Below are 16,203 nucleotides of genomic sequence, written 5' to 3' on the forward strand. Positions count from 1 at the left end.
GCCGGTACGTCGACCCGCGCCGGAGCGGGCAAGCCGGGCCGCTCGTCGGGCCGCCGGACGGCGCCCCGCCGGGCGACGGGTGACGCCGCCTGACGGACGACCGTACGGATTCGGCGGCCGCCCGGTGTGCGGCTCTCACGGGGTCTTCGCCACCGGCGCCGCCGTACGCACCGGCGCTCCGGCCGAACGCCCGGGCCGCCGGGAGCCGCGCCTCCAGGCCACCCCTCGACCGGGCGTAGGCGGCTGAGCCCACACCCCCGGGAGCGGCCGCCGCCGCACGCGGTGAGCGGCACAAACGCGGTTGTCCGGTACGCGGCAGAGATGATAGATCCGAGGTGGCCGTCGGCACCGCCGCGGCACTCACGGGGAGAGGGGCGGCCGTTCATGCAGGCGTCGGAGGTCACGCGCGCGAGGGCGGCAGTCCGGTCGACCGCCTCGGCCCTCGGGCTGAGGGTCGATTCCGCGGAGGTCCTGCACAACTCCAACAAGCTGACGCTGCGCCTGGCCCCGTGCGACGTCGTGGCCCGGGTGGCGCCTGCGACGGACCGGGTGGCCGGGTTCGAGGTCGAAGTCGGCAGGCGGCTCGCCGGGGCGGGGTGTCCCGTGGCCGCCCTCGCCCCCGGGCTGGAGCCCCGTGTGCATGAGCGGGACGGCTTCGCGATCACGTTCTGGACGTACTACGAACCGGTGGGCCCCGCGGAGCTCCCCCCGGCCGACTACGCCGCCGCGCTGAAGCGGCTGCACACCGGTATGCGCGCGGTCGGCGTCCCGGCACCGCACTTCACGGACCGTGTCGAGCAGGCCCGGCGACTCGTGGCGGACCGCGCCCGCACGCCCGCGCTCACCGAGCCGGACCGCCGCCTGCTCGGCGACACCCTGCGCGATCTGGGCCGGGCGATCGCCGGGCGTTGCGGCCCCGGACAGCTTCTGCACGGTGAACCGCACCCCGGCAACCTGCTCGCGACGCGGGAGGGTTTGCTCTTCATCGACCTGGAGACGTGCTGCACCGGCCCGGTCGAGTTCGACCTCGCCCACGCACCGGAGGAGGTGGCCGCGCACTGTCCCGGGGTGGACCGGGAGACGCTGCGCCAGTGCCGCACCCTCGTCCTCGCGATGATCACGGCCTGGCGCTGGGATCGCGACGATCAACTGCCGGACGGGCGGCGGCTGGGCGCGGAATGGCTCGCCCGGATCAAGCGCGCGGACGGGACATGACCGGCCGCACCGCCGGCCGCCCTTGATCGAAAAGGAGCGGGGGCCGTGGAGCCGGAATCACAACCGGAGGCTGGGCTAGAGTGGTGAAACGAGGCGGATCCGTGCACGGTACGCACATGTCATGTCGGATCCGTCTCTTTCGCTGCCCCCGCATCTTCTCAACCCGGTTCTCTTCGCCTCGCGCACGCCTTTCTCGGCCAATCGGTCCGGAATTCACCGACAGGAACGTCTGAGCACCGCATTGTGACCCCTATGTTCACCATGAACGGGCGGCAAGGACCGCGCGGTTCGTCCGCCGCGGTCGCGGACGGCCCGCGCGATGCCCACCCTCTCGCCGTGATGGCGGCCGCCAAGGTCATCGGCGTCCTGGTCCTCGCGCTCTGGTCCTCGCTCAACGGCAAGAGCGCGCACACCCTGCTCTCCGCCCGCTGGGACTCGCTCTGGTACGTCAGGGTCGTGGAGCACGGATACGACTTCACACTGACCGCCCCGGACGGGCGCGTCCTGTCGAACAGGGCGTTCTTCCCCCTGCTCCCCGCCCTGCAGTGGACGCTCTCGCGGCTCTCCCAGCTGACTCCGGCGGATGCCGGGCTGCTCGTCAGCGCGGTGTCGTCCCTGGTCGCCGCGGTCGGCGTCTACCGGGTCGTCGGGCTCTTCACCGACCACCGGACCGCGCTGCTCACGGTCGCGCTGTGGGCGACCCTGCCGGTGAGCATCGTGCAGAGCATGGCGTACAGCGAGTCGCTGTTCACGGCCGTCGCCGTCTGGGCCCTCTACCTCGCCCTCACCCGGCGGTGGATCCCCGCCGCCGTCCTCGCGTGTGCCGCCGGGCTGACCCGCCCGGTGGGCCTCGCCGTGGCGCTGGGCGTGTGGACCGCCGTGGTCACCGGCATCCGCGAGCAGGGATGGGACGCGAAGAAGGCCGTCTCCCTCGTGGTCGCGCCCGCCGGATTCGCCTCGTACGTCCTGTGGGTGGGAATGCAGGAGGGACGTCTTTTCGGCTACTTCGACGTCCAGTCGGCGTGGGGCAACGGATTCGACGGCGGAATCAGCTTCCTCGTATTCGCGGGAAACCTCGCGACCACACCTCCCTTTGCCGGGGGAATTGCTCTTCTCGTCGCGGTCGGCCTGGCCGTCTGGGCCTACTCCCGGGGTTTTTCGGCCTCCTATCCGCTGCCGCTCCAGGTGTATTCCGGGGTCATCATCGCGCTGGCCCTCGGTTCGTCGGGATTCTTCGGCTCGAAACCGCGCCTCCTCCTTCCCGTCTTCAGTCTGCTCATCCCCCTCGCGGCGCTCCTAGGACGTCGGTCGACGAGGGTCCGGGTGTCCGTGATCGCGGCGACCTGCCTGTTGTCCGCCGTCTACGGCGCGTTCTGGCTCAACGGCTCTGGTCCCCCCTGACCGGCCCTGACCGATCCGCGCCATCGACTCCGACGCCCCCGTCCTGGTGGGCACCCGCGCCTGGTCCTCGTTGGGCGTCTCGGAGGGCGCCAACGAGTCGGAGGTGGTGGACGACCCGGTGCGGGCCGCCAACATCATGTACACCTTCCACTTCTACGCGTACTCGCATCGCGAGGAGTATCTGGCGGCACTGTCCCGGGCCGCCGACAAACTCCCCGTGTTCGTCACCGAGTTCGGCACCCAGAACTACGCGGGCGAGGGCGGCGACGACTTCGCCATGTCACAGCGCTTCCTCGACCTCATGGCCAGCAAGAAGATCAGCTGGACGAACTGGAACTTCTCCGACGACAACCGCACCGGAGCCGTCTTCAACACGGGCACGTGCAACCGTGCCGGCCCCTGGACCGGAACGTCCCCCCTGAAGCCGGCCGGGGTCTGGATCCGTGAACGCATCATGTCGCAGGACGACTTCCCTGCCGCGTGATCCTCTCGACGGGGTGGCCTGCGCGCGGTGCCCGCAGGCCACTTCCGCGCGCGGCGCCGCCCAGGGCGCGGTCGAGGTGCCGGAGCGCCCGTCGGGTTCAGAGGCGTACCGCGACCAGGGCGATGTCGTCGCGCGCTCCGCCGGAGACGCCGAGTTCGGTCAGCAGGGCGTCGGCCAGGCGCTCCGGGTGGAGGGCGGTGAGCCCGCCGAGGGCGCTGGTGAGGCGGTTCAGGCCGGTGTCGATGTCCTCGTCCCGCCGTTCGATGAGCCCGTCGGTGTAGAGGATCAAGGTGTCGCCATGGCGGTAGGAGGTGCCGGCCTGGGGGCGGGGAACGTGCTCGGGCCGGGCGCCGAGCGGCGGGTCGGTGGCCCGCTCCAGCAGGTCGACGGTGCCGTCGGTGTGCACCAGGACCGGCGGCGGGTGCCCGGCGCTGGAGTAGACGAGCAGCTTCGAGCGGGTGTCCACGAGCACGCTGACCGCCGTCGCGACGAGCGCGCCGTCGACGGAGCGGGCGTACATCCCGAGCACTTCCAGGGCCTGGGCGGGCCCGGCGACGGCCCGGCTGGCGGCGGACAGGGCGCTGCGGAGCATGCCCATCACGGTGGCCGCCTCCAGCCCGTGCCCCACGACGTCGCCGACGGCCACGGTGAAGCGCCCGTCGGGCAGGTCGACCGTGTCGTACCAGTCGCCGCACACGTTCAGCGAGCCGATCGCCGGAAGATAGCGCACCGCGACGTCCGTGTGGCGCTCCAGGTCCGGGGAGTGCAGCATCGCCTCCTGGAGGGTGACGGCGACCTCGCGCTCACGGGCGTGCGCGGCCCGCAGTTCCTCGTTGAGGCGCTGCAACTCCCTTGCGCGGGCGTACAGTTCGGCCTCCATCCCCTCCTCGCGCTCACTGAGCCGCCCGTCGGCGCTGCCGTGGCGGGAGCGGCGGGAGCGGACGAACGCGGTGACGTCCTCGACCCGGTGGATGATCCACGCCACCCGGCCGTCGTGCCCCAGGAGGGGGGTGTTGACCGGCGACCACCAGCGCTCCTCGAACACCCCGGGCCGCTCCACGGGCGAGATGTCGTAGCGCTGCATCGCCATGATGTCCGGCTCGGCCGTGGCGAGGACGCGGCCCAGCGACGCCCCGAGGTTGCTCACGCCGTCCGCGTCCGGGTCGTCGGGGTTGTCCGGGAAGGCGTCGAACAGGTGCCGGCCCACGAGGTCGTCCCGGGTGCGTCCGGTCGCCCGCAGATACGCCTGGTTGACGTCGGCGATCACCAGGTCCGGCGCCAGCACCAGATACGGGCTCGGCGTCACGGCGAACAGCGCCTCGTAGTCGATCTCCGGGTTCACGGAGTTCAGGCTCCTTATTGCGGGCTTATCCTCACCGCCAACCTAGCCAGCCGGGCGCGCCCGCGCGCGCTGAGCGGGCCGGCTTCCCGCCCCGCCTGGACACATATGTGGACCTCCCGGCTCGCAGAGGCCGCCGGAGGGGAACGACGGGGGCAGGCGGAGGGGCAGCCGTGCCGGGCCAGCTCCGCAGGACGCGGCCCCCACGCTGTTTCCCGGTCGTGAAGGCCCGGGGGACGTACAGTGCCGCCCCGGACGGCGCCGTACGCCCCCCGGGCCCGGACAGCGCCCGGCGGGTCGTCGCCCTGCCGCGGTCACCCGGCCGCGGCTACCTGGCTCCGAAGCTCGGCGGCGGAGCGGGGGCCTTCCGGTCCGAGCTGCCCCGCGCCGGGTGAGGCGGGGCCGCTCGGGCCGGGACAGCGCGGCCGCGGCGGGCGGCGAGAGGCCCTCGCCGCCCGTCACGACGGGGCGCCGGGCGCTATCCGCGGTCCGCGGCCGTCGCCGGAGGCACGGGCGCCGCGCTCTCCGCGGCGGACGACGCGACGACCTCCGAACTCACCCCGTGCCGGCCGCCCCGGTCCATGAGGCCGCCCACGACGGCGAGTCCGAGGCCCGCCACGGCGAGGCCCGCGCCGACCAGGTTCGGGGAGGCCCAGCCCCAGCCCGCGGAGATGGCCAGGCCGCCGAGCCAGGCGCCGCCCGCGTTGGCCAGGTTGAACGCCGAGTGGTTGGAAGCCGCGGCCATGGTCGGGGCGTTCTTCGCCTTGGCCATGAGCAGCATCTGCACGGGCGTGGTGATCAAGGCGCCCATCGCGCCGATGAAGGTGATGGTGACCAGGGCCGGGACGGTGCTGTGGACGGTGAAGTAGAACGTCACGAGCCCCGCCGCGAGCAGGGTGAGTCCGGCGTACAGGGTGGGGCGCAGGGCGCGGTCGGTGAGCGGGCCGGCGAGCAGCGTGCCCAGCGTCATGCCGACGCCGTACAGCGCGAGGACCAGGGTGGTCGAGGAGTCGGAGATGCCGGTCACGTTGGTGAGCATCGGGACGAGGTAGCTGTAGACGGCGAAGAAGCCGCCGAAGCCGACGACGGCGGTGGCCAGGCCGATCGCCACCTGCCGGTTGCCCATGGCGCGCAGTTCGTGCCGGACGCCGGACTGGCTGCCGCGGGGCTGGTGCGGGACGAACAGGGCCAGCGCGGCGAGCGCGACGAGGCCGAGGACGGCGACGGCCGCGTAGGCGAACCGCCAGCCGAGCTGCTGGCCGAGCGCGGTGCCGGCCGGGACGCCGATGATGTTGGCGACGGTCAGGCCGAGGAACATCCTGGACACGGCGCGTGCGGCGCGGTCGGGCGCGACCAGCCGGGAGGCGACGACCGCGCCGACGCCGAACAGCGCGCCGTGCGGCAGTCCGGCCAGGAAGCGGGCGGCGAACAGGAGGCCGAAGTCCGGAGCGAGCGCGGAGGCGATGTTGCCGACGACGAAGAGCCCGGAGAGCCACAGCAGGAGCCGCTTGTGCGGGACGCGTGCGCCGATGCCGGTCAGCACGGGGGCGCCGACGACCACGCCGAGCGCGTAGGCCGACACGACGTTCCCGGCCTGGGGCACCGACACCCCGATGCCCTCGGCGATCTGGGGCAGCAGCCCCATCGTGGCGAACTCGGTGGTGCCGATGCCGAAGGCGACGACAGCCAGGGCCAGCAGAGCCAGAGGCATGGTGCGGGTGAACCTTTCGAAGACGACGGTCCCGGGCGGGGAACGGAACCGGCCGAGGTGTGCGCGCACACCTCGGCCGGCCGCGTCGAGCTCCGTCGCCCAGCGCACCCCCCACACAGGGCAAACCCTTCAACAGTGAACCATCGGGGGGAGGCCGCGCATTCCACGAGGGGCCCCGTCCCGGCGTGACCTGCGTCATGTCATGCCGGGACGCGGCCCGCGCCACTGCCTCAGGGCGTGGCGGGCCGGGTGCCCGAGGGCAGGGTCGAGCCGAAGGTCCAGCGGCCGGACCCGATGCGGAACTCCGCCGTGCCGGGCGTGGTGCGGACCGGCTCGGCTTCGCGGGGCGCGGTGGCCCGGCCGTCGGCGGCGGGGACGCGGACCAGCGCGGTGCTGCCCGCGGGGACGTCCACGGTCAGCCGGAACGTGTCGGCGGTGCGGCGCCAGTCGGTGCGGGCGACGCCGTAGGGCGTGCGGTACGAACCGGACGCGGAGGTCATCGTTCCCTCCACGGCCGGGGCGATGAGCAGTCCCCGGTAGCCGACGGACTCGGGCGTCTGCCGGATGCCGGCGAGGTAGCCGGTGAACCAGGAGTCGATCGCGCCCAGCATGAAGTGGTTCTGCGACTGGCCTGGGCCGCCGTCCCAGGACTCGCCCAGCGTGGTGTTGCCCGCGAGCACCTGGTAGCCGTAGCTGGGGCTGGTGGTCTGGGTGGCGATGCGCAGGACGATGTCGTCGCGGCCCGCGGCGGACAGGACGCGGAAGGCGGACGGCAGGGAGATCTCGCCGAGCAGCAGGTGGTCGCCCGCGGCCGTGATGGATCCGGTGAAGTGGGCCAGCAGGCGCTCCTTCTCCCCCGGCGGGTAGGCGCCCATGTCGAGGGCGAGGGCCTCGGCGCCCTGGCCGCCGCCGGCGAAGGTGCCGGTGGAGGCGTCGTAGTACTTGGCGGCGAGGGCACGGACCGAGGCGTCGGCGTCGGCCCGGTAGCCGGCGGCGGCCGTCTCGTCGCCCATGAGGACGGCGATCCGGGCGAGGGTGTCGACGACCCGCCAGTAGCCGTAGGTGCCGGCCACGGCGCGCGGGAAGGTGCGGTCGGGGGTGAACCAGTCGCCCAGGCCGTAGTCGAGGATGCCGCCGGAGACCTGGGCGCGCAGGAAGGCCGCGTACCGGCGCATGCCCGGGTAGTAGGTGCGCAGGGTCTCGCGGTCGCCGTAGGTGGTGTAGAGCTGCCAGGGCACCAGGACGAAGGCGCCGCCCCAGTTGGCGTCGTTGCGGTAGGCGCCGGGCAGGTTCGTGTACTCGGGGACCGTGCTCGGCACCAGGCCCTCGGCGGTCTGCGCGTCGGCCATGTCGCGGACGATCTTCCGCAGGTAGGCCCGCATGTCGAAGTTGGCGGCGAGGGCCGGGAAGACGAGCTGGTTCTGCTCCAGCCAGCCGAGCTTCTCCCGGCTCGGGCAGTCGGTGAGGACGCTCATCATGTTGCCCTCGACGGCGCGGCGGATGATGCGGTGGATGCCGTTGATCAGGGTGTCGGAGCTGGTGAAGTCCCCGGCCGAGGCGTTGTCGGTGCGCAGCACCTTGCCGCGCACGGACACCTCGGCGCCCTCGGGCAGCCCCCTCAGCTCCAGGTAGCGGAAGCCGTGGTAGCTGAACTTCGGGTGCCAGGTGGCGCTGCGGCGGTCGCGGGTGGTGTAGCTGTCCCACAGGGGTGCGCCGATGTTGCTGAGGGACTGGAAGGCGCGGCCGTCCTTCAGGCTCTCGGCGGGGAAGACGCGGACCTCGGTGCCGGCGGGTGCCTTGACGGTGATCTCGGGCCAGCCGGCGATGTTGCGGCCGAGGTCGAAGACGCGGCTGCCCTCGGCGCCGTCGACCTCCGTGCCGCGCAGCGTCTCGACGACCCTGATCGGTTCGGTCTCGCGGGCGCTGAGCGCGGCGGGGCCGGCGGCGCCACCGGGTGCGGCGACCTCGGCGGCGCGCTCCCAGGAGCGGCGGTCGGCGCCCGGTGCGTCCCAGCCGGGGATCTCGCGGCGGGCGTCGTAGTCCTCGCCGCCGTACCAGTTGCTGGAGGTGGTGGGGCCGAGCGTCGTGCGCCAGTCGTCACCGCTGCTGATGACGCGGCGGCTGCCGTCGGCGAGGGTGACCTCCAGCTGGGCGAGGAGCTTGGGGTCGCTGATGTTGCCGTACAGCTTGCGGTAGCGGTCGGCGGTGCTGATGACGTTGGACATGCCGTTGCCGAGCGCCACGCCGAGGGTGTTGGCGCCGTCGCGGAGCCGGTCGGTGACGTCGTAGGCGGCGTACTGGACGCGGTCGCGGTAGTCGGTGTTGGCGGGTTCCAGCACGGCGTCGCCCACGGGCCGCCCGTTGAGGGTGGCGTCGTAGATGCCGAGTCCCGCGATGTAGAGGCGGGCGCTGCGGACGGCGCGCGGGAGGGTGAAGTCCCGGGCGAGCAGCGGGAGTCCGGCGGGCAGGTACGGCTCCGGCGGCCGCTGCCCGGTGACGCGGGTGAGCGGGGTGTACGGCCCCGCCGCCGCGTCGGCTGCCGAAAGGGCGTAGTCGGTGGGGAAGTTGGGGACCTGGCCGGTGTCGGTGAGGACGTCGGCGCGCGGGTAGAGGGCGACCTGGTCGAAGGTCTTGGCGCTCTTGAGGTCGAGGGTGAGGGTGACGGGGGCGTCGGAGGTGTCGGCGGAGCCGTGTGCGGCGCCGGAGTAGCCCGCGGCGGTCTGGAGCGCGCTGTTGGTCAGGCCGTCGACGGCGAGGGCGGGTTCGTAGGTCTTGCGGACGGTGAGGGACTCGGAGGCGGTGACCGCCGCGCCCTTGGCGAGGCCGGTCGTGGCGGTGGCGGAGTCGCGTAGGTCAATCTCGCCGAGTTGCAGGCGCCAGGTGCGGGCGTCGGCGCTCTCCTTGAGCGGCAGTCCGAGGCGGGTGACGTCGAGCCGGAGGTAACGGGACGTGGTCCGGGGCACCTTGACGACCACGGGCTCGATCTCCCGTGCGCTGAGCCGCCATCGGGGGTCGGTGATCCAGCGGGCGTCCCAGTCCGCCGCCCGGGTCAGACCCGTCTCGAAGGCGGACGGTGCGCTCCAGCCGGACACACGGCCGGTGCCGGACCAGAGCTGGACGCGCCAGTACACCCGGGTGCGCGAGCCGAGCGCGCGGCCCGCGTACGTCGTCTCGGGCACGGCGGAGGCGGTCCTGCCGGAGTCCCACAGGTCGGGCCGGCCGGAGCGCAGGCGCTCGGGCGAGGTGGCGGCCTGGACACGGTAGGCGCTCTGGAGGACGCCGGTGGTGCGGGCGGACGTCTGCCAGCTGAGATCGGGTGTGGTGTCGTCGATGCCGAGGGCCTGGGCGAGGTGCTGGGCGCGGAGTTGGCCGGCGGTGATCGTGCCCGCGGTCGCGGTGGTGGTCGCGGCGGCGGGGGCGGTGCCGGCGACGGCGGTGACGAAGGCGGTCACCGCGGCGGGCAGCAGGACGGCGAGCCGCCTCCCGCCGAGGAGGCGTCTGGGTCGGGGCATGGGGTTCCTTCCGCGGAGGACGGGTCGGGGGCGTGGCCGGTGGGCCGTTGCAGGCACCGCGTCCGGTGCCACAGCTCTGATGCCACAGCTCTGTGCCGCGGCTCTGATGCCGCGGCTCCGGTGCCGCGGCTCTAGACGCGGTTCAGACCGGTGGTGACCCGGCGTGCGAACCGCAGGGTGACGGGGCCGAGCAGACCGGAGGGCAGGGGCTTCTTGCGTTCGTTGGAGAGGGTGTTGGCGACGCGTACGGCGATCCGGTTGCGTCCGGGGACCAGCAGCGCGGTGACGTCGGTGACGAACGGCGCCCAGAGCAGGGGGTCGAGCGCCTCGCCGTTGACGCTCACCCGGGCCACGTCCCGCACGTCCCCGAGGTCGAGCAGGACCCGTCGTCCGTCGAGGACGGCGCGGTCCAGGTCGACGTCCTTGGTGTAGGTGCCGCTGCCGGAGAACAGCGGGTCGTACGCGGTCCAGCTGCCGGGCGGGCCGGTGACGGGGGCCGCGCCGGGGCGCTCCAGGGCCAGGGTCCAGTCGCCGGTGAGGGCGAGCGGGGTGAGCGGGTCGTCCACGCGGACCGTGCCGCGGTAGGTGCGGCCCGCGTCGGTGCCGGTGAGGACGTGGCTGCCGGGCTCCGTCACCTCGACGGTGGCGCGCAGGGCGTGGCCGGTGCGCTCGACGCCGAGGACGTCCACCGCGGCTTCGGTCAGATGCGGGGGTGCGGCGCCGCTCCGGCGGACGACGACGATCAGGGTCTCGTAGGGCTCGAACCTCAGCGGGAGGTGCAGTCCGCGTCTGCTGGACCGGTGCACCGGGGCGGGCCTGGTGCGTCCGGTGGCCGGGTCCCAGAGTTCGGGGGCGCCGGCGGCGGGCAGGATCGCGGTGGTGGACACGGCCGTGCCGCTCTCGTTGTGGAAGACGTGGGCGGTGTCGTCGCCGCGGACGGTGCGCAGGGCCCGGATCGACTCCCGGGCGGGTTCGAGGACGGCGACGGCCACCCCGGCCTCCTGCGCGGCTGCTCCCAGGCCCCCGGCGTCGGCGACCCGCACCGCGCGCCCGCGGCCGAGCGTGCGGCTGCCGGCGGGGGCGTCGCCGAACAGGTCGGTCAGGGCGCGGGTGAGGGAGCGGTCGTTGCCGTCGGCGTCCTCCGCGGGCAGTGGGCCCACGGCGACGACGGTGCCGCCGGACCGGACGAAGCCGGTGAGGGCGCGCACGGCCGCGGTGTCGAGCGCCGGGGTGAGCGGCAGGACGACGAGGTCGTAGCGGGCCTCCCCCACGGCGAGGCGCCCGGCGCGCACGCGGGCGCGGGCCAGCAGTTCCGGATCACCGCTCAGGGCGCCCTCGTGGAGCAGGTCGAAGTCGACCTGGGCGCGCTCCAGGGCGAAGGCGGCGCCGGTGAGTGCCCCGTCGACCTCGCCCTGTCGGTCGGTTCCGCTCAACTGCTCGGCGGCGCGCTGGGGTTGGAGCAGCGCGGTGCGGGCGCCCGAGGTGCCGCGCACGGCCTCCATGACCCGGCCGATCCACTCGGCGAGCGGGCGCATCGACCACCACCAGGGGGCGCGGGGTCCGAAGGGCGGCGGGAAGTAGACGACGGCCTCGTCGGTCCACAGGGCGTGCAGGACGGTCAGGTTGACGCCCCGGGCGGCCTGGGCGCCGACGGTGGCGTGCACGAAACCGGGGGTGACCTGCCAGCCCATGTTGCCGAACATCTCCATCAGGGCACGTTCCCGGCCCATCTGGTGGGCGACCGAGACCGGGTTGCGGGGCAGCATGGTCTGCTGTCCCGCGGTGTACTCGGCGGTGATGATGTCGCCGCCGGGGACCTGCGCCCACTGCTGGACCTTGTGCAGGTCGCCGGTACTGGGCACGCGCTTGGCCGGTGCGGTCTCGTCGTAGAGCGGGTTGGTGATGAGGGCGACGCCGCGCTCCTCGCACCAGCGGGCCTGGGTGCGGAAGTACCGGGCGAAGCGGTTGGCGACGGCCTGCCAGTACAGTCCGCGGGAGATGCGGCCGGTGCGGCCGAGGTCGTCGAGGGCGGCCGAGTAGGCCACGCCCGGCTCGGCGCCGACCTCGCGCAGCGCCCTGTCGAGGGTGGGCGACCACGGCAGCCGCTTGAAGTGGGCCTCGGCGGAGGCGAAGAACGGCTCGTCGTCCCAGAAGCCGGGCACGACGGTGCCGAAGTAGCGGCGGAAGCGGCGGTGGTACTCACCGGGGACGATGTCGAGGAACAGGCGCACCGGCTCGTCGTCGAGGAGATCGACGTAACTGCGGCTGTAGCCCTGGCTGTCGTCGATCAGGGGGGTGCCGCCGAACAGGTCGATCTGCCAGCGCCCGGCGGGGACCCGCCAGGTGCCGTCGCCGGTCAGCGGGCCCGTCAGGTCGAGCACGTCGTCCGCGGTCGCGGCCCCCGCGGGCCGGGCGGCAGCGGCGGCGGCCTCGACGGTGAGCCGCGCCCGGTCGGGGAAGTCGCCCGCGGTGGCGGCGTCGTCGAACGTCGTGGTGTAGGGGGTGGCGCCGTCGGGTGTGGTCACGGTCAGGCTGTCGAACAGGCCGCGTTCGTCGCCGACCGCCCGCACTCCGACTCCGCCGGACGGGTAACTGCCGTCGGAGACCGTGCCCTTGGCGCGGCCGTCGAGGGTGACGGTGAGGGAGGTGCCGCGCACGGACACCTCCAGCGTGTGGTACTTCGTCTTGTTGAAGCCGTCGGTGCGGGTGCTGCGCGAGAGTTCGGCCGGCTCCGCGTCCCGGGCCAGGCGCAGCACGGTGACCGCGCCGGTCTGGTCGAAGGCCACGGCGTAGCCGTCGCGGCCGTCGGCGGAGGCGCGGACGACGACGGTGGCGGCCGTGCGGTCGGCCTTGGCGCTGGTGGTGACGGTGACGTCGGTCCAGGTGTCCGAGGCGCGCAGGACGCTCGCCCCGCCGAGGACGGTGGCGTCGGCGACCAGGTGCCCGGCCTCCACTCCGACGCCGGTGCTGCGGCGCAGATCGGCGCGGGTGGGGCCCTCGACCACGGTGGTCGACCGCCACAGGGCCTTCAGCCGCAGGTCGGGGCGCGGCCGGTAGGTGCGGGAGCCGACGGTGCCGCCCTTCACGATGTACTCGCCGGCCCGGCCGCTCGGGAAGTGGTCGTCGTTGAACAGCCACACGCGCATCCCGGTGCGCTCGGCGGTGCGCAGCACGTGCTCGACGACGGCGAACCATTCCTCGGTGAAGAAGACGGGCCGCATGGCGTCGTTGTCGAAGGAGAAGAGGATGACCTCGTACATGCCCTTGTCGCGCAGGTCGGCCAGTTGCCGGTCGACGAGTTCGGGGGTGACGGGGCCGTTCCAGTACCAGTAGACGGTGGGGCGGCTGTCCTGGGGCGGATCGGTGAAGCGGCGGGCGGTGAAGGCGGTCGGCACGGTGTCCCGGGACGCGCTCGCCGCGGACACGGGTCCGGGCGCGGCGGACGCGGGCGGCACGGCGAGCCCGAGCCCGGTCCCCGCGGCGGCCAGGGCGCCGCCGACACCCGCGGCGGCGACGAACCCGCGTCTGGACAGGGGGTTTTCGGGCATGGCGGGAGAGAGGGAATCAGTCATACGGGGGCTCCTGCGGGGGCGTCGTACGGCGGCGGGTGGTCGCGTGGGGGGCGGCGTGACGGGGTACGGGAGGCGCGACCGGTTCAGTCGGCGGCCAGGCGGGCGACCTCGGCGGCGGTGAGGGCGCGGTTGAACACGCGCACGTCCCTGACCGCTCCCTTGAGAAAGGGGTGGGTGCTGTTCTGGGAACGGCCGAGGAAGGAGCGGGTGGTGACGCCGAGCAGCAGCGGGGAGGCGACCATCGCCGGATTGCGTCCCGCCTCCGCGCCGTCGAGGTGGAGCACTCCCGTGCCGCCGCCCAGGGTGAGCGCCACGTGGGTCCATCTGCCGGCCGGGAGGGGCCCGTCGGCGTCGATGTAGTCCTCGCGCTCCATCCCGGCGATCTTGAGGGCGGCGCGGGCCCGCCCGCCTCCGGTGGTGGCGGCCAGGAAGAGATAGGTGTCCTTGTGGTAGCCGAAGTCGAAGACGCGGGCGGACGGCGCGAGCGCGTCGACCCGTACCCGCAGGCTGACGGTGAGTTCGTCCAGTGCGCTCAACAGGCCGGGGGGAAGCGTGAGATGGCCTCCGCCGCCGTCGAACCGCACGGCCGGACCGGTCCCGTCGTCGGCCCAGTCCGCACCCGCGGCCAGGGTCGCGTCCCCGAAGGCGCCGACGGCGTCGGCCGGTGATCCGGCGCCCTCGTCCAGCGGATAGCGCGCGATCTCCTTCGCACGGCCCCGGTCCGGGGTGACGGCCCAGTAGACGTTGTAGCGCTGGTGCTGGACCTCGTGGAACGGGCGCAGGGACACCGGGGCGCCGTCGGCGAGCGCGGTGAAGCGGGTGCTGGTCCCGGCGACGGGCCGCAGTGACCGTGGTCCGATGACGGGGAGGGTGGCGAGATCGTCGTCGCCGTACTCGCCGGCCAGCACGAGGGGGCCGTAGGAGACCGACCTCACCTGGGGGTTGTCCGGCGCCGCGGTCCACACGGGGCGGCGCGGGAGGGTGAGGTCGACGGTGTCACCGGTGTGCCAGGTCCGCTCGACGGTGGCGTAGGTGCCGGGCCGGAGCCGGGCGGCGACGCCGCGGCCGTTGACCTCCAGGACGGCCTCGCGTCCGGTGCCGGCGACCCAGGAAGGAATCCTGATCCGCAGGGCGAACCGGGCCCGCCCGGCGACGACCGTCAGCCGTGTGCGCCCCTCGGACGGGTACGACGTCTTCTGACGCACCGTCACTCCCGTCTGCCGCCAGCGCACTTCGGACGGGATGAAGAGGTTGACGTACAGCGAGGGGACGCCGTCGCGGGTGCCGCGGGAGCGGAAGTAGACCGAGTCGGCGAACTTGGTGTGGGTCTCCAGTCCGGTGCCGTGGTCGCAGGAGAAGTTGTCGTAGTCGCTGCTGTAGCTGCCCGGCGCCGAGCCGAGCCCGGCCTTGGGCTCGCGCCGGGACCCGGCCCACAGGCCGGTGTAGTAGGTGACGAAGCCGTGGGCCGACGCGGGGTCCTGCTCGCCCAGCATCTGGTTGTAGAGCGTCCACTCGTAGTGGTCCATGTACCCGGCGCGGTCGGGGCGGTGCAGGAAGAGACCCCGGCCGAGTTTGAGCATGTTGTAGCTGTTGCAGTTCTCGCAGGTGACGTCCGAGAGTCTGCTGACGATCTCGTCGGGCGGCCCGAACAGTTCCTGGTTGGAGTTGCCGCCGATCGCGTACGAGTGGTGGCGTACGACGGTCGTCCAGAAGGTGTCGGCGATGTCCAGGTAGCGGGTGTCGCCGGTCGCCTCGTACGACGGGACCGTACCGACGATCTTGGCGATCTCGGTGTTGGCGTGCCGCCCCGCGAGTTCGTCGCGCCCGGCGGCCAGGGGCGCGTAGAGGTCCTCGTGGTCGAAGCGGCGGGCGGTGCGCAGATGGGCCGGGTCCCCCGTCTCCAGGTAGAGCCTCATCAGCACGTCGTTCATCCCGCCGAACTCGACCCTGAGCACGTTCTGCATCTGCGGGTAGGGCAGCGGGGCGGTGCGGGCCTCGGCCCAGGCGGCCATCTCCCGCAGGACGTCCAGGGCTTGGCGGTCGCCGGCGAGCAGGTACTGGTCGAGCAGACCGGCCATGATCTTGTGCAGGGTGTAGTACGGCGCCCAGGGCTTGCCGCCCGCCTCCAGCCGGGCGAAGACCGACTCGGGGAACGCGGAGAGATAGCCGCGGGTGAACCCGGCCGCGGGGGCGGCCCGTTGGCACTCGGCGAGCGCGGCCACGAGCGCGCGGCCCTTCTCGGCGTAGGCGCGCTCACCGGTGTGGGCGTGGGCCTGGGCGAGGGCGCTGAGCAGATGGCCCGTGGTGTGGCCGCGGAGCTGGACGTCGGGGGCCTCCCAGCCGCCGCAGGGCTGCGCGGAGGAGGGCAGACCCGCGGTCAGGCGGAAGGTGTGCAGCAGCCGGTCGGCGTCCACGAACAGCAGATAGGCGCTGGTGCGGCGCATGTTGGCGAGGAAGGGGCTCTCCAGGAGCCGCACCTCGGAGAGACCGAAGGCGTCCAGGGCCGGGGTTCCCCGTCCGGCCGCCGGGCCCGTGCCCCGCGCCTCGGTGCTTGCGGCGGGGCTTGCGGCGGGCTCGGTCGCGCGGGCGGCCGCGGTGGGGGTGAGCGCGGTCGCGGCGGCGGTGGCCGACGCGGTGAACAGGACCTGGCGGCGGGACGGGCCGGCGGTGTCGCGTGGGGCGTGCAACGTACGGAACTCCCTTCGGCGGGGCGGGCTGGCGCACAGGGGCAGCCGCGCCCGGCCGGGGGACGAGGCGCTGCGCCGCCGCTTGATTGAATCGTTTTATCCGGCAGGCGCAGACGCTAAGCTCGGGCATCACGAGCGTCAAGACTTCTCACACACATTCAACCGGGCACGCCAGATGCCGACTTGGGGAGTTCGCGTGAAAAACGCAGATGAGGGGAGATGGCGGCGCCGATCGGCGCCCGCTCTCAGGGTCCGGCCCCAGGGGCCCAGATGACCCGGACC

General features: G+C 73.4%; 7 protein-coding genes and 1 pseudogene. 3 read left to right on the forward strand and 5 right to left on the reverse strand.

Annotated features, from left to right (window positions below):
• Positions 1 to 384: 384 nt before the first annotated feature.
• The 3 genes and pseudogenes from SZN_RS18965 to SZN_RS18975 form a co-directional block, all read left to right on the forward strand.
• Positions 385 to 1,215, forward strand: a complete 831-nt coding sequence (locus SZN_RS18965; RefSeq protein WP_007497436.1) for a phosphotransferase — start codon at positions 385 to 387, stop codon at positions 1,213 to 1,215.
• Between the two features lie 252 nt (positions 1,216 to 1,467).
• On the forward strand, positions 1,468 to 2,616 hold the full coding sequence (locus SZN_RS18970; RefSeq protein WP_007497438.1) for a hypothetical protein: 1,149 nt from the start codon (positions 1,468 to 1,470) through the stop codon (positions 2,614 to 2,616).
• 13 nt (positions 2,617 to 2,629) lie between these two features.
• Positions 2,630 to 3,100 (forward strand): annotated as a pseudogene (locus tag SZN_RS18975) (glycoside hydrolase family 5 protein); the annotation flags it as partial.
• 97 nt (positions 3,101 to 3,197) lie between these two features.
• Here SZN_RS18975 and SZN_RS18980 read toward each other — a convergent pair.
• The 5 genes from SZN_RS18980 to SZN_RS19000 form a co-directional block, all read right to left on the reverse strand.
• Positions 3,198 to 4,442 (reverse strand): PP2C family protein-serine/threonine phosphatase, encoded by a 1,245-nt coding sequence (locus SZN_RS18980; RefSeq protein ID WP_007497442.1) that lies wholly within the window; start codon positions 4,440 to 4,442, stop codon positions 3,198 to 3,200.
• A 475-nt stretch (positions 4,443 to 4,917) separates the two neighbouring features.
• A complete protein-coding gene (locus SZN_RS18985) occupies positions 4,918 to 6,150 on the reverse strand; it encodes an MFS transporter (RefSeq protein WP_043731730.1) in 1,233 nt (410 codons plus the stop codon).
• Between the two features lie 230 nt (positions 6,151 to 6,380).
• Complete coding sequence (locus SZN_RS18990; RefSeq protein ID WP_007497447.1) at positions 6,381 to 9,662, reverse strand: family 78 glycoside hydrolase catalytic domain; 3,282 nt, start codon at positions 9,660 to 9,662, stop codon at positions 6,381 to 6,383.
• A gap of 131 nt (positions 9,663 to 9,793) precedes the next feature.
• Positions 9,794 to 13,234 carry a glycosyl hydrolase gene (locus SZN_RS18995; protein ID WP_043731723.1) on the reverse strand — a complete coding sequence of 1,147 codons (3,441 nt, stop codon included), beginning with the start codon at positions 13,232 to 13,234 and terminating at the stop codon, positions 9,794 to 9,796.
• A gap of 83 nt (positions 13,235 to 13,317) precedes the next feature.
• A complete protein-coding gene (locus SZN_RS19000) occupies positions 13,318 to 15,921 on the reverse strand; it encodes a glycoside hydrolase family 127 protein (protein WP_007497452.1) in 2,604 nt (867 codons plus the stop codon).
• Positions 15,922 to 16,203 lie beyond the last annotated feature (282 nt).

It is taken from the genome of Streptomyces zinciresistens K42 (assembly GCF_000225525.1).
GTDB lineage: Bacteria > Actinomycetota > Actinomycetes > Streptomycetales > Streptomycetaceae > Streptomyces > Streptomyces zinciresistens.

Coding starts and splice junctions, on each gene's coding strand:
- SZN_RS18990 (WP_007497447.1), bottom strand. CDS start 9,662: ATGCCCCGACCCAGACGCCTCCTCGGCGGGAGGCGGCTCGCCGTCCTG.
- SZN_RS18965 (WP_007497436.1), top strand. CDS start 385: ATGCAGGCGTCGGAGGTCACGCGCGCGAGGGCGGCAGTCCGGTCGACC.
- SZN_RS18970 (WP_007497438.1), top strand. CDS start 1,468: ATGTTCACCATGAACGGGCGGCAAGGACCGCGCGGTTCGTCCGCCGCG.
- SZN_RS18985 (WP_043731730.1), bottom strand. CDS start 6,150: ATGCCTCTGGCTCTGCTGGCCCTGGCTGTCGTCGCCTTCGGCATCGGC.
- SZN_RS18995 (WP_043731723.1), bottom strand. CDS start 13,234: ATGACTGATTCCCTCTCTCCCGCCATGCCCGAAAACCCCCTGTCCAGA.